This window comes from Mesorhizobium sp. PAMC28654 (assembly GCF_020616515.1).
Classification (GTDB): domain Bacteria; phylum Pseudomonadota; class Alphaproteobacteria; order Rhizobiales; family Rhizobiaceae; genus Mesorhizobium.
In genome coordinates this window covers 5,520,249-5,532,785 of record NZ_CP085135.1, presented here as the reverse complement: position 1 = coordinate 5,532,785, position 12,537 = coordinate 5,520,249, and the positions used below count along the sequence as shown (strand labels likewise).

The window sequence follows — 12,537 nt, the reverse complement described above, 5'->3', positions numbered from 1 at the left end:
CATCATTACGCCCTTTGGCCTTTTGAAGAGGCTCTGGCGCCTTGTTTCCACTGCGCCGGAATGATTGCTTGGTGTTCCGTCGCCCCACGGTATGCGGCGTCAACCAGGGCGTAGGTCTTGAGATTGTCCCGGCCGGAAGTTTCGGCAGGCAAGCCGCGCTGGAGACAATCTAGAAAATGGCGGCAGGCAACGAACGCACCTTCCTGGGCGACATGCCATGGATTGCTGGTCCATGACCGCAGCGGCGAGCCGATGTCTTCTTCGGTCGTCGTTCCGTTGCTGATAACCCGCATGCGCGACCCTGGAAGAACGATGATCGAGCCGTTCTCGCCCTCAATCTCCACCAGCGTTTCCGGGAACGGATCGGGGTCGCGCCGCGCCTCATATGTGCATTCGACGACGCTGACAGCGCCGCTGCGATGGCGCAGAATCATCGTGGCCGTATCCTCGGCCTTGACCTTTGGATTGCGGCGCTGGGTTTCACAGGAAATGCGCTCGACCTCGCCCAGAAAGAAGCGCGCGAGATCGAGCATATGGATGCCGATATCGGCGATAGCCAGTCGCTCCTCGTCATAGAAATAAGGCTGTGTGCGATAGACGTCGAAGCCAGTGCGAAATGTCACGCGCGCCCAGCTTGGCGTGCCGATGGCCCCGCAGTCGATGACGCGACGGACATGCCGCATCGGCGTCTGGAAGCGAAAATTCTCATGCACGGCAAGCCATACGCCGGCCTTGTCGGCTGCTTCGACGATGGCGACACAGTCTTCCCAGGTCGGAGCGAACGGCTTCTGCACGATGGTTGCAACGCCGCTTGAAATCGCCAGTTCGCACAAAGCCCGGTGCGTGTCGTGGCGGGTGACGATGTCGACGGCATCAAGCCGCTCGCGGGCAAGCATGGTGGAAGCGTCGGTGTAGAACGGGACGCCGAAAGCACGGCCGGCGGTTTCCGCCTTGGTGGGATCGACGTCGCAAACAGCGGCAAGCTTCGCGCCTTCGCTCGCAAGGTCCTTCCACGCATGCAGATGGTTCTGCGCGTAGAAGCCGCAGCCGATCACCCCGATGCGGATCGCCCCCGTCGCCATTTTCTATCCCGCGACAATCGGGGTTCGGAGGATGCCGATGCCGGCGGCCTCGATCTCGACGACGTCGCCGGCCTTCATAAAGATCGGCGGCTTCTGGAAGATACCGACGCCGGCCGGCGTTCCCGTCGATACGATGTCGCCGGGTTCGAGCGGGATGTATTGCGATAGGAAGGATATCAGCACCGGCAGGGAGAACAGCCAGTCCGAGGTGCTGCCGTCCTGCAGCGTCTTGCCGTTCAGCCGCGCCTTCAGTGCGACATTGTCGGGATGCGGCATCGCATCCGACGTCAAGATGCATGGGCCGATCGGAGAGAAGCCGGCAAAATTCTTTCCGATGGTGATCTGGTTGTCCTTGAACTGCACGTCGCGTGCCGAAATGTCGTTGAGCAGCGTGTAGCCGAAGATCGCCGGCATCACGTCGGCTTCCTTCGCCTTGTGCAACTTCTTGCCGATGACGGCGGAGAACTCCACCTCGTAGTCCATCTGCTCGGTTCTGACAGGCTTTTCGACCGGCACGTCGGGTCCAATCACCGAAGTCGGCAGCTTGGTGAAGAAGAACGGCTCTGTCGGCATTTTCGCGTTGGGGTTTTCCTCGGCGTGGCCCTTGTAGTTGATGCCGGAACAGAGAACCTTGCCCGGCCGGATTGGCGCTTCGAGCGTCACGTCGGCCAACGCATACCGCGGCGCCTTGGCGACGCCACTGCGGATCTTATCCAGCATCGCTTTGCCCCCAAGGACGATCTCCATCACGCTGTCGGCGATGCCGGCTTCCGTCAGACACGCGACGTGATCGCCATCGAGCACGCCTGCATGATGGGTATGGCCTCCCTTGCGATGGGAGAAAGTAACAAGCTTCATCTAGTCCTCCGAAAGGAATACGGCCTTGTGCAGGGCCATTGGATTGTCGGCGAGTTTCTGGAAGACGCCTGGGGCTTCGCCGAGCGCGAAGGAACTTGCGATCTTCGGGTAATGGATCTTGCCGGAGGCAAGCAGGCTCAGTGCCTCGGGAAAACAGTCGACTGATGCCCGCGAGCCCAGGATCGTCACTTCCTTGCGGGTGAAATCGAGGCCAGGGAAGGTGATGCCTTGGCCTTTCTTGACCAGGCCGAGAATAACGATGCGTCCGCCCGCCGCGACGAGATCGATCGTCGCCTCCATCGCCGGCGCGGCACCCGTCGCTTCCATAACCACGGGCATGCCTTCGCCATTGGTGAGTTCGAGCACACGTTCCACAAGCCCAGCCCCGCCCGCAATCGGCATCGCGCCGAGATCGGCGGCGGTAGACAGACGCTCAGCCGAGAGATCGGTTGCGTAGACTTTTGCGCCTAGCGCGCGTGCCACTTCGACAATTGCAAGACCGATGGGGCCGGCGCCAAGGACGAGGATCGTGTCTTGCGCCGTGACGAGGCCGCGGCGGCAGCCCTGCACGCCGATGGCTACAGGCTCAGCGAAGGCCGCCTCGAAATCGGTGAGCCTATCCGGCACGACGTTGAGATTCTCAATGGGGGTTGTCACGAAATCGGCGAAGCCGCCCTCGCGATGAACGCCGACAATGGTGAGATTGGCGCAGCAATTGCGCTTACCCACCCGGCACGGATAACAATGGCCACATCCGATGAAAGGGTCGACGACGACACGTGTGCCGACCGCCGGACCGGTGGTGCCTGGACCATGGGCTTCGACGACGCCGGCGATCTCGTGGCAGCCGATACGGGGATAGGTCACGTAGGGGTTCTTGCCGGTGTAAATGTAGAGGTCGCCGGCACAAAGACCGGCAGCCCTGACCCGGACCAAGACTTCGCCTGCTCCCGGCTCCGGCTTCGGCGCCTCGACCATGCGGATGGAAAAGGGTGCGTCAAAGATTGCTGCACGCATTTCCTCAGGCCGCCTTAGCCGGGCGCACGACCTTGCCGTCGCGGTCGAACTCGATCCAGTCGCCGGCACGCAGCAGATAGGGATCGGCGATCGCTTCGCCGCGCGCCTTGGCTTCCCGATGGTGCTTCATGTATTCGGCGACGTCCTTGTCGCCATCGAGTTTGATGTAGTGGCAGGGCAGCACTGTCTCGAGGCCGAGCCATTGCGTGGCGAGAATGCCCTCATACGGGCTCATCTCGCCGGTCAGCATTTCGCCCGGCATCGGGTTGAGATGCAGGATCTCCTGCGGATTGGCGATGCCGATACAGCCGACATTCGGCTTGTAGAGCTCGCCTTGTAGCTTGAGATCCGAGAAGATGGCTGTATCGCCGTAGTGGTAGAAGCGCAGATTGTCGTCGGCGTAGACGATGAAGGCCATCGGCACGCCGGAAATGAAGGAGTTGTCCTTCAGCCTGATCTGCGACCAATGATGGCATTCGAGCGGCTGGATCTCGATGCCCGCCACCTTCACACGAATGCCCCAGGTCGTGGCGCGGATCTGGTTGGCCGGAATGCCGCGATCCATCAGCCAGGCTTTCACCTCGCCGCCGCAAACGACCGGACAACCATATTTCGCGGCGATCTTGTCGGTGTCGCCGAGATGGTCGTAGGCCGCGTGGCTGACAATCACGAGATCGACATGATCGAAGTCTGTCGACTTGGTCGCAGCGCCAGGGTTTTGATCCAGAAACGGATCGCACAGGATGCGCAATCCATCGCGCGTCAGGATTTCGTAAGCGGCGACGCCGTGGAAGCGCATGCGGGTGGTTGGGAAAGTCATCAATCCGTCTTCTTTCTTTCGATGAGCAAGGGCAGGTTCGCGAAACCGCGTCGATCGCCTCTGGTTTTCCAGCGTGGCGCAACCGCAGCATCGAGGGCAAGGCCGATACCGGCCTCGATCAGGGCTTCCAACGTCACAGCGAATTCCATGCGTGCGACGCCGGCGCCAGCACAAAGGTGAGGCCCCGCGCCAAAGCTGAGGTGCCTGTTCGGCCTCCGGTCGACGCGCAGTTCGTCTGGTGCCTCGAACACGGCTGGATCGCGGTTGGCGGAGCCGAACCCAAGGGCGACGATGTCGCCAGCCTGCATCCGGCGTTCGTGCATGGACAGATCGCACGCGGCGTTGCGCCCGAAAATCTGGATCGGCGAGGAAAAGCGCAAAAATTCCTCGACCGCCGTCGGTATCAGACTGGGCTCGCCGGCCAGCCGCGCCAGGCTGCCGGGATTTTCGGCGAGCCAATGCAACATGACCGAGAGGCCGTCGGCGGTGGTCTCGAAACCGGCGCCGAAAACCACTGTCATGAAGGATCGTATCTGGCCGTCATCGAGACTTTCGCCATCGATCTCGGCGGCCATCAGCATGCTGATGAAGTCGCCAGTCGGAGCCCCCCGGCGTGCCGCTATCAGCCCGTCGATATAGGCAACGAGTTCGCGGCTCGCAGCCGCGCCGGCGACAGGGTCGCTGACGTCGAACATCTTGGTGATCCATCTGACCCAACGGTTGGAATCAGCCAGCGGCACGTCGGTGAAGGCGGCAAGCGAGGTGATCGCGACCGGCACGCAAAATTCAGCTACGACGTCAGCGCGGCCCTTCTCTGCCATGCGTGCGAGGATCGATGCAGCGAGATTTCCGATGCGCGGCGTGATTTCCGCGACCCGTTCCGGCGCGAACACCGGATTGACGAGAGCTCGGTAGCGAGAATGGCGCGGCGGATCGATCTCGATCGGCAGCATCGGTTCGGTGCGCGGCGTGATGACCGGGATTGCGGTTACGCCTGCGACACTCGACGTATAGTCGCGCCAGTTGATGGCGCCGGCGCGCACGTCGTCATATCGGGTCATCAGCCAGAAGCCGCCATGCTTGTTGGAGCGGGCGATCGGACACTCCTGGCGCAACCGCTCATATGCAGTGAACGGGTCGCGCACGAACGCCGGATCGTGGATATCCACATCTTCCGGAATCTGCGGCTCGTTCAGTGTTGCGGTGTCCGACATGTGCTTTCGATCTTGGGCTTCAGTCTTGGCGATGAGGTTTGAATTGGCCGTTCGGCGGCGGGCAGATGACGCCGCCGAACGCTGCTTGAGCCTTGCAGACAAGGCTCCGCAACCTGAAGCTGACCTATTTCACGTTCAGCGCGGTCAGCACCTTGTCGACATTGTCCTTGGTGATCAGGATCACGCCCGTATCGAGCGAGTCCGGGATCGGACGGCCGCCATCGGCTGCAGTAAGGCCGGCCGACTTCAGCGTGTTGGTGTTGTAGTCATGGAGCAGCTTGACCGCATAGTAGATGAAGAGTTCGCGGTTCTGCACGACGATACCGTCGACCCAGCCTTCCTTTGCCGATTTGAAGAAGTCAGGCGTCTGCTCCATCGCGGTGACCTTGATATCACCGGGATTCTTTCCAGCTTCGCGCAAGGCCGTGACGATGCCGGCGCCGGATTCGGAATCGAACCCGGCAAGACCGGCTATGTCGGGGTTGGCAGCCAAGATCGCTGCCGTTACCTGCGCCGCCTTCTGCGCATCGCCACCGTCGTCCTCGTTAGCGACGATGGGATATTTGCCACCGCCATTGGCCTCGATATAGGCTTTAAAGCCGGCCACAGCCTCGCGCATGTTACCCGCGTTGATGATCGACATCGACGCCACCTTGCCGCCCTTCGGCAGCATCTCCATCAGCTTCTTCGCCTGTGCGACGCCAACCTGCGTCCAGTTCGTGCCGATATAGGCGAGCCGGCCGGAGGCCGGCAGATCGCCGTCATCGACGACCGTCGGCACGCCTTGCTCCATGCATTTCTTGACGGATTCGGTCAGCGACGGGTCCCAGCCGCCGACGACGGAGACGCCGCTCGGCTTCTGTGCGCAGACCTGGTCGACGGCGGAGATGAAACCCGGCACATCGAAGTCGGTCGGCCCGGCGACGATGACCTTGACGCCGAGCTCTTCGGCGATCCGCTTCATGCCGACATAGTCATACTGCACGAACAGCGGCAGATTGGCCTTGTTGGAGATCCAGTAGTAGGTCTCCTTCGCGTCGGCCGGCCCGAAGGATGATTCCTGCGCAGCGGCCGGAAAAGTGTAGAGCAATGCGGTGGCAGCAAGTGCCGCTCCGGAAAGTATCGTTCTCACTATCGATTTCATGCCCGTTTCCTCCTGATGTTTTTTGTAGTCCCAGTTCCTGCATGTCATCCGGTTGTCCGAATGCCCCTCCCGTCCTCGCCTGAAATCAGGCGCGGCCGCTGGTCTTGAAACGATCGAGCGAGACGGCGAATAGCAGGACCAGACCCACCACCAGCCCTTGCCAGAACACGCCGATCGCATTGATGATCATGGCGTTCTCTATCAATGCGATGAAAAGCACGCCAAGAATGCCGCCGAGGATCGTTCCTTCGCCGCCTTTCAGGCTCGCTCCTCCGAGCACTGTGGCGGTGATGACCTTGAGTTCGATGCCGACGCCGGCGTTGACGACCGCACTGTTGAGACGTGCCGCGCCCAGCACCCCGGCAAGGCCCGCCAGGCCCCCCATGATGACGAAGCCGATCAGGATCAGCCGGTCGACGCGAATCCCGGAAAGCTGGGCTGCGCGCGGATTGCCGCCGATGAAATAGAACTGCCGGAAGAAGCGTGTCCGCGCCACCAGCCAGCCGCCGACGAGCACCAGCACCAGCATGGCCCAAAAGGGTGACTGTATGCGCAGCAGCGGGTCCGCCGCCCGGCCATAGGCGGCGAAGGCATCGGTAATCGGTGTGACGCCAGTGCCGGCTGTGACATAGGTCAGGCTGCGATAGATGGTGAGTGTGCCAAGGGTGGCGATTAGCGCGTTGATGCCGATGCGGGTGACGATCAGTCCGTTGACCAGACCGCACAGTGCGCCAACCAAGATGCCGACCAGAATCGCAACCTCCGCCGGCCAGCCCCACCATCCTGCGACTACCGCGGCCCAGACGCCGGAGAAGGCCAGGGTCGATCCGACAGAGAGGTCGAACGTGCCGCCGATCATCAGCAGCATCATGCCGCAGACAAGAATGCCGACCGGTGCAAGATTGAGCAGCACGGCCCGCATGTTGGAGGCGGTGGGGAAGTTGTTAGGGTAGACGATACTCATCACCAGCGCGAGCGCGATGACGAGCACAAACAGTGTCAATTCCCTGGAATCGGCAAGGCGTCGCACGATACGCACGAAAAGGTTTTCGCGCCGGTGTTCGGCATTCTCTGCCATCGGTTGCGTGATCTGCATCGTCATGCCTCTGCCATTCCTGGTTCTTTGCGGACTTCAGCCACCGAGGCCGTGTATCTGGTGGCGAGGCGCAGCACCTGTTCCTCGCTTGCCCCGTCGCCAGGAAGTTCGCCGACAGTCCTGCCTTCCGCCATCACGACGATGCGGTCGGCAAGCGCCAGCACCTCCGGCAGGTCGGAGGAGACGACAAGGAGCGCGACGCCCTTGTCGGCGAGCGCCCGTAACAGACGGTAGATTTCGGAACGCGCTCCTACATCGACGCCGCGCGTGGGTTCGTCGACAATCAGCAGGCGCGGTTCCATCGCCAGCCATTTAGCGAGAAGCACTTTCTGCTGGTTGCCGCCCGAGAGATTGCCGACGATTTGATGCACGCTCGGCGTCGCGATGCGCAGCTCGTCGACAAAATTCTTGGCCAGCGCTTCGGCCTTGCGGTTGGAGAAATTCGCGCCCGACGAAACCCTGGAAAGAACCGTGGCGGCAACATTGTTGACGATGTCCATGCCAAGGAACAGTCCGGCCGCCTTGCGGTCTTCGGGGACCATGCCGATGCCGGCGTGCTTGCCGTCCCACGGACCTTTTGGATCGATCGGCTTTCCGCTGATCCGGATCGAGCCGCCGCGCCGGCGGCGCGCACCAAAGATCGCCTCGCAAAATTCGCTGCGGCCAGACCCGATAAGCCCGGCCAGACAGACGATCTCTCCAGCACGCACGGTGATCGATGCCGACCGCACTAGCGGCGGCGCGTCAACGCTTTCGGCCTCGAGCACGATGTCGCCGATTTTTCGCCCTGCTGACGCACGCGAAAAATGCACGTCGCGGCCGACCATCAGGCGGATCAGTTCGTCCGTCGAGGTCTCGGCGACCTTGCGTGTTCCGGCAAGCCTGCCGTCCTTGAGCACAGTTACGGACTGGCAAAGCGCGAAAATCTCGGCGAGACGGTGCGAGACGTAGATTACCGAAACGCCTTTGCCTGCCAGCCGCCGCACCACATCGAACAGTTTTTCTGTTTCGGTGAGTGTGAGCGCCGCCGTCGGCTCGTCAAGGATCAGTATCCTGAGGTCTCGTGACAGCGCCTTGGCGATCTCGACGATCTGGGCCTGTGCTGGCGAAAGGGTCGACACCTTCAAAGCCGGATCAATGGCGACACCAAGCTGCGCGATAAGCATCCTTGCACGATCACGCATGGCGCGGACATCCACCTGACCCAGCCATTGCGTCGGCTGCCGCCCGGCAAAGATGTTCTCGGCAACAGAAAGCTGCGGAACCAGCGAGCCTTCCTGATGCACGATGCCAATGCCGAGATCGCCTGCCGCTTTCTCGTCGAGGTCCGCGATTTCGGCGCCATCGACAAGGATGCTGCCTTGGTTGCGCGAATAGACACCGGCGACAATCTTGCCGAGGGTCGACTTGCCGGCACCGTTTTCGCCGAGCAATGCACGAATCTCACCGCCCTCGACGCTCATCGAAACGTCATCGAGCGCACGCACGCCGGGGAAAAACTTCGACAGACCTTTGATTTCGAGCCGCGGCGCCATGGCGCTATTGAACCTTGGCCTGCAAATAGTGGCGCTCGGCAGCCTGGATCATCCAGACCATCGTTTCGTTGTGCGGCGTCGGCACACCAACACGGCGGCCAGCGTCGACGATGGCTCCATTGATGACCTCGATTTCGGTCTGCCGTTTGGCTTCGACATCCTGCAACATCGAAGCCTTGCCGCCGACCGCCTTCTCCAGCAGGCCGGTGATCGCAGCCCAGCGCTCATCATAATCAAGCGCGATACCCTGGGCGTCTGCAACGGCCATGACCTCCCGAAGGATAGCAGCCATCAGGAGCTTGGTGCCATCGAAGGCGACGAGTTCGTGCGACATGAAATGCAACAGCCCGGCGACGGGCAGTGTGCAGGCATTCAGCGCCAGTTTCTTCCAGACCTCGTCCAGGATCTTGTCGGATTGGGTAGTCTCGATCTGCGCCGCACGGAACGCCTCGATAACCTTGCCGAGCCGCTCGGTCGGTTTGCCGCTAAGCTCGCCGATATAGGTCATACCGGAGCCGGGATGCTTGACGCGGCCCGGCTCCAGCAATGTGCCGCCATGGTAGGTCAGACCAACCAGCACGCGGTCTTCGCCGACGATCGACGCGATGCGTGGTGCATTGCCCCAGCCGTTCTGCAGGCTGAGCACGGCCGTATCCTTTGCGATCATAGGCGCTGCAGCCCGAACGGCAGCTTCGGTGTGATAGCATTTGACGAAATTGATGATGAGATCGACCGGTCCGACGCTTGCGGGATTGTCGCTTGCAGGCACCTTTATCACAGGCTGCGAACCATCCTTTTCCTCGATGGTCAGCCCGTTGTCGTTGATCGCCGTCACGGCCGCCTTGGAGACGTCGATCAGCGTGACGTCATTGCCGGCGCGGGCCAGATATCCACCGAATATCCCGCCCATAGCTCCGCCGCCGCCCAGAATGGCGATTTTCATGCATGCTCCTCCCTTGGCGACCGCAATCGCCGTCTCAAAGCAAGTTGATTTGCGGGGGGAGTGGAATTTGCCTTGATGGCCACGCCAAACCAGCGCTAGCCGATGCTCATGGAGCCCGGCCTTGTCTTCCCGCTTTTTTCAATCTTGTGTTATCAGCATTGCAAGCTGTTGCATGGTTGTCAAGCATGATGGTATGAAAGGTCTATGGTCGACCCGCTAGTCATAGAACGAAAGAAGCTCTTCGAGCATGTGGCGACACATCTCGAAGGACAGATCCTCTCTGGTAAACTCAAACCCGGAGACCAGTTGCCGCCCGAGCGGGACCTGCAATCGCGGTTCGGCGTTGGCCGCCCGGCCATTCGTGAAGCATTGATCTCGCTGCAGAAGGCCGGCCTCGTCGAACTCACCAATGGCGCCCGCGCCAAGGTCCTTATGCCGACCGCCAGCCACATCTTCACTGGCATGGCACCTGCGGTCAGGCAGATGCTGTCGACGGAAGTGGGGCAGCGTTCTTTTCAGGGCGCGCGCATGTTTTTTGAGATCGGCCTCGCCCGGGAAGCGGCCCGGACGGCGACGCCAGAAGATCTGGCCTCATTGCGAAAGGCGCTTGAAGCCAATCGACTCGCGATTGGCGACCGGGACCGCTTCACCAGCACGGACATCGCCTTTCACTTCGAACTCGCCCGTATTGCCCGCAACCTCGTCTTCGTCGCCCTGCACGACCAGATTTCAGAATGGCTCAAAGAACAGCGCATTGTGACGCTGGCCGCTGACGGCCAGGAACAGACGGCGTATGAGGCGCACCGCGCCATCTATGACGGCATAGCGGCACGCGACCCCGATCGGGCTGAACAGGCGATGCGCGAGCATCTGGATCAGCTGACGACCATGTTCTGGCGCCAGCGGGCAAGCGACCACGACGAATGAAGATCGGCGTCATCGGGGACGATTTCACTGGTTCAGGTGACATCGCCAACACGCTCGCCAAAGCGGGCGCGCGGACCGTTCAGTTTGTTGGCACACCTACTGAAAAACTGGCGGACAGGACCATCGATGCAGCGGTTATCGCACTGAAGACACGCTCGACTGCCGTCGACGATGCGGTGACGCAATCCTTGGCAGCCTGCCGCTGGCTGGTCGCTAACGGCGCTGAGCAGATCGTCTTCAAATATTGTTCCACCTTCGATTCCACGCCGCAAGGCAATATCGGGCCGGTGGCGCAAGCGCTGCTTGAAGAATTGGACACGCCCCACGCGTTGGTTTGCCCTGCCTTTCCCGCCAACCGCCGCACGCTCTACAACGGTCACCTCTTCGTCGGCGACCGCCTGCTTAGCGAGTCGGGCATGGAAAACCATCCGCTCACGCCGATGATCGACTCTGATATCAGGCGATGGCTTTCGCGCCAGACGCGACTTAAGGTCGGTCATCTTACACTCGAAAGCTTACGTTCGGGGGGCTCTGAAGCTGCGTTGAGCCTTGCGGAACGCAACGAAGAAAAACTGATCGTTGCCGACGCGATCTCGGATGACGATCTGGTAGCACTCGGCAGGCTGGCAAAGAGCCATCGACTGGTCACCGGCGGCTCCGGCATTGCCATGGCCCTGCCCGGCAACTTCGGTATCAGCCCGACGGGTGGTGGGCGGCGGCGATTCGCGGGCGGCAACGGCCCCGGTTTAGTCCTCTCCGGAAGTTGCTCTTCGGCGACACGCCGCCAGATCGCCGCCTACAAGGGTGCTCACGCTTCCATGCGTCTCGACGCCGCCGATGCACTAGATCCAGAGAGAGCCATCGCGCACTGCCTCGATTTTGTGGTCAGCCAAAGGGATGCAGGCCCGCTCATCTATTCCACGGCGGAACCAGCGGAGATTAGTGCAGCACAGGAACGGCATGGACGTGAACGACTGGCTGGACTGTTCGAGACAATTTTTGCCCAGCTTGCTGCCAAGGCTGTCACTGCAGGGTTCCGACGGCTGGTCGTCGCGGGCGGTGAGACGTCCGGCGCCGTCGCCTCGGCATTCGGTGCGTCGGCGCTTGAGGTCGGACCGGAGATCGACATCGGGGTGCCCGTGCTCATCCGCGAAGGCGAGCCCAGACTCGCCCTGGCGCTGAAATCCGGCAATTTCGGCGCCGATGATTTTTTCGAGCGTGGCCTCGAGATGTTGAAAGGTGGCTTCCCATGAACCTGGAAGAACAGCAGCTTCGCGACGAATTCTGCCGCTGGGGCGAGTCGCTGTTTATCCGCGGCTACACCGCTGGCTCCTCCGGCAATTTGTCTGCACGGCTTGCCGATGGTTTCCTGGTAACGCCAACAAATTCCTGCCTGGGTTATCTCGAACCCGGCAAACTGTCGAAGCTGGACGAAAAAGGTAAGCCCTTGTCGGGTGACGCTCCGACCAAGGAGATTCCCCTTCACATGGCATTCTACGAAGCGCGGCCGCAATCGTCGGGCGTCGTGCATCTTCACTCGACCTATGCCACGGCGCTCTCCTGTCTCGAAGATACCGATCCCTACGACGCCATTCCGCCAATCACGCCCTATGTGGTGATGCGTGTCGGGCGCGTGCCGCTTCTTCCCTACACCCATCCGGGCTCATCCGACATAAGGCCTCTGGTGCTGGCCAAAGCGCATGACCATGCAGCCGTGCTGCTAGCCAATCACGGTCCGGTCGTTTCTGGGCGCAGTTTCCGCGATGCCGTCTTTGCCGCGGAGGAACTGGAGGAAACGGCAAAACTGGTATTTCTGACCAAACGCTTGCCTGTGCGGCGACTGGAGGAACGTATAGTCGCAGAGTTGGAGCAACGTCGACAAAAGTGAATGTCGACTTGGC

General features: G+C 61.3%; 12 protein-coding genes. 3 read left to right on the top strand and 9 right to left on the bottom strand.

Going from position 1 to position 12,537, the window contains the following annotated elements; all coding sequences use genetic code 11:
- Window positions 1–5: 5 nt before the first annotated feature.
- The 9 genes from LGH82_RS27120 to LGH82_RS27080 form a co-directional block, all read right to left on the bottom strand.
- On the bottom strand, window positions 6–1,082 hold the full coding sequence (locus tag LGH82_RS27120; RefSeq protein ID WP_227345663.1) for a Gfo/Idh/MocA family protein: 1,077 nt from the start codon (window positions 1,080–1,082) through the stop codon (window positions 6–8).
- A 3-nt stretch (window positions 1,083–1,085) separates the two neighbouring features.
- Window positions 1,086–1,940, bottom strand: a complete 855-nt coding sequence (locus LGH82_RS27115) for a fumarylacetoacetate hydrolase family protein (RefSeq protein WP_227345662.1) — start codon at window positions 1,938–1,940, stop codon at window positions 1,086–1,088.
- Entirely contained in the window at window positions 1,941–2,957 is a 1,017-nt protein-coding gene (locus tag LGH82_RS27110; protein ID WP_227345661.1) for a zinc-binding alcohol dehydrogenase family protein, read from the bottom strand. It abuts the gene before it with no gap.
- Window positions 2,958–2,961: 4 nt separating this feature from the next.
- On the bottom strand, window positions 2,962–3,777 hold the full coding sequence (locus LGH82_RS27105; RefSeq protein WP_227345660.1) for an MBL fold metallo-hydrolase: 816 nt from the start codon (window positions 3,775–3,777) through the stop codon (window positions 2,962–2,964).
- Entirely contained in the window at window positions 3,777–4,991 is a 1,215-nt protein-coding gene (locus LGH82_RS27100) for a cytochrome P450 (RefSeq protein ID WP_227345659.1), read from the bottom strand. Before LGH82_RS27100 ends, LGH82_RS27105 begins: the two co-directional genes overlap by 1 nt.
- Window positions 4,992–5,115: 124 nt before the next feature.
- Window positions 5,116–6,135, bottom strand: a complete 1,020-nt coding sequence (locus tag LGH82_RS27095; protein WP_227345658.1) for a substrate-binding domain-containing protein — start codon at window positions 6,133–6,135, stop codon at window positions 5,116–5,118.
- An 85-nt stretch (window positions 6,136–6,220) separates the two neighbouring features.
- Window positions 6,221–7,237, bottom strand: a complete 1,017-nt coding sequence (locus LGH82_RS27090) for an ABC transporter permease (protein ID WP_227345657.1) — start codon at window positions 7,235–7,237, stop codon at window positions 6,221–6,223.
- The gene (locus LGH82_RS27085) at window positions 7,234–8,766 is read right to left on the bottom strand and encodes a sugar ABC transporter ATP-binding protein (RefSeq protein ID WP_227345656.1); all 1,533 of its coding nucleotides are present in this window, start codon (window positions 8,764–8,766) and stop codon (window positions 7,234–7,236) included. Before LGH82_RS27085 ends, LGH82_RS27090 begins: the two co-directional genes overlap by 4 nt.
- A 4-nt stretch (window positions 8,767–8,770) precedes the next feature.
- On the bottom strand, window positions 8,771–9,709 hold the full coding sequence (locus tag LGH82_RS27080; protein ID WP_227345655.1) for a ketopantoate reductase family protein: 939 nt from the start codon (window positions 9,707–9,709) through the stop codon (window positions 8,771–8,773).
- 204 nt (window positions 9,710–9,913) lie between these two features.
- On the opposite strand from LGH82_RS27080, the gene LGH82_RS27075 reads away from it, so the two are divergent.
- The 3 genes from LGH82_RS27075 to LGH82_RS27065 are packed head-to-tail and all read left to right on the top strand — an operon-like array spanning window position 9,914 to window position 12,524.
- The gene (locus tag LGH82_RS27075) at window positions 9,914–10,636 is read left to right on the top strand and encodes an FCD domain-containing protein (protein WP_227345654.1); all 723 of its coding nucleotides are present in this window, start codon (window positions 9,914–9,916) and stop codon (window positions 10,634–10,636) included.
- Entirely contained in the window at window positions 10,633–11,889 is a 1,257-nt protein-coding gene (otnK, locus tag LGH82_RS27070; RefSeq protein WP_227345653.1) for a 3-oxo-tetronate kinase, read from the top strand. The genes LGH82_RS27075 and otnK overlap by 4 nt, the downstream gene beginning before the upstream one ends.
- Window positions 11,886–12,524: an aldolase gene (locus LGH82_RS27065; RefSeq protein ID WP_227345652.1), complete on the top strand. Its 639-nt coding sequence runs from the start codon at window positions 11,886–11,888 to the stop codon at window positions 12,522–12,524. Before otnK ends, LGH82_RS27065 begins: the two co-directional genes overlap by 4 nt.
- Window positions 12,525–12,537: the final 13 nt, after the last annotated feature.

Excerpts from the sequence above, each read along its gene's own strand:
- LGH82_RS27090 (WP_227345657.1), bottom strand. The coding sequence starts at position 7,237 with ATGACGATGCAGATCACGCAACCGATGGCAGAGAATGCCGAACACCGG.
- LGH82_RS27105 (WP_227345660.1), bottom strand. The coding sequence starts at position 3,777 with ATGACTTTCCCAACCACCCGCATGCGCTTCCACGGCGTCGCCGCTTAC.
- LGH82_RS27080 (WP_227345655.1), bottom strand. The coding sequence starts at position 9,709 with ATGAAAATCGCCATTCTGGGCGGCGGCGGAGCTATGGGCGGGATATTC.
- LGH82_RS27095 (WP_227345658.1), bottom strand. The coding sequence starts at position 6,135 with ATGAAATCGATAGTGAGAACGATACTTTCCGGAGCGGCACTTGCTGCC.
- LGH82_RS27100 (WP_227345659.1), bottom strand. The coding sequence starts at position 4,991 with ATGTCGGACACCGCAACACTGAACGAGCCGCAGATTCCGGAAGATGTG.
- LGH82_RS27075 (WP_227345654.1), top strand. The coding sequence starts at position 9,914 with ATGGTCGACCCGCTAGTCATAGAACGAAAGAAGCTCTTCGAGCATGTG.
- LGH82_RS27120 (WP_227345663.1), bottom strand. The coding sequence starts at position 1,082 with ATGGCGACGGGGGCGATCCGCATCGGGGTGATCGGCTGCGGCTTCTAC.
- LGH82_RS27115 (WP_227345662.1), bottom strand. The coding sequence starts at position 1,940 with ATGAAGCTTGTTACTTTCTCCCATCGCAAGGGAGGCCATACCCATCAT.
- LGH82_RS27065 (WP_227345652.1), top strand. The coding sequence starts at position 11,886 with ATGAACCTGGAAGAACAGCAGCTTCGCGACGAATTCTGCCGCTGGGGC.
- LGH82_RS27085 (WP_227345656.1), bottom strand. The coding sequence starts at position 8,766 with ATGGCGCCGCGGCTCGAAATCAAAGGTCTGTCGAAGTTTTTCCCCGGC.
- LGH82_RS27110 (WP_227345661.1), bottom strand. The coding sequence starts at position 2,957 with ATGCGTGCAGCAATCTTTGACGCACCCTTTTCCATCCGCATGGTCGAG.
- otnK (WP_227345653.1), top strand. The coding sequence starts at position 10,633 with ATGAAGATCGGCGTCATCGGGGACGATTTCACTGGTTCAGGTGACATC.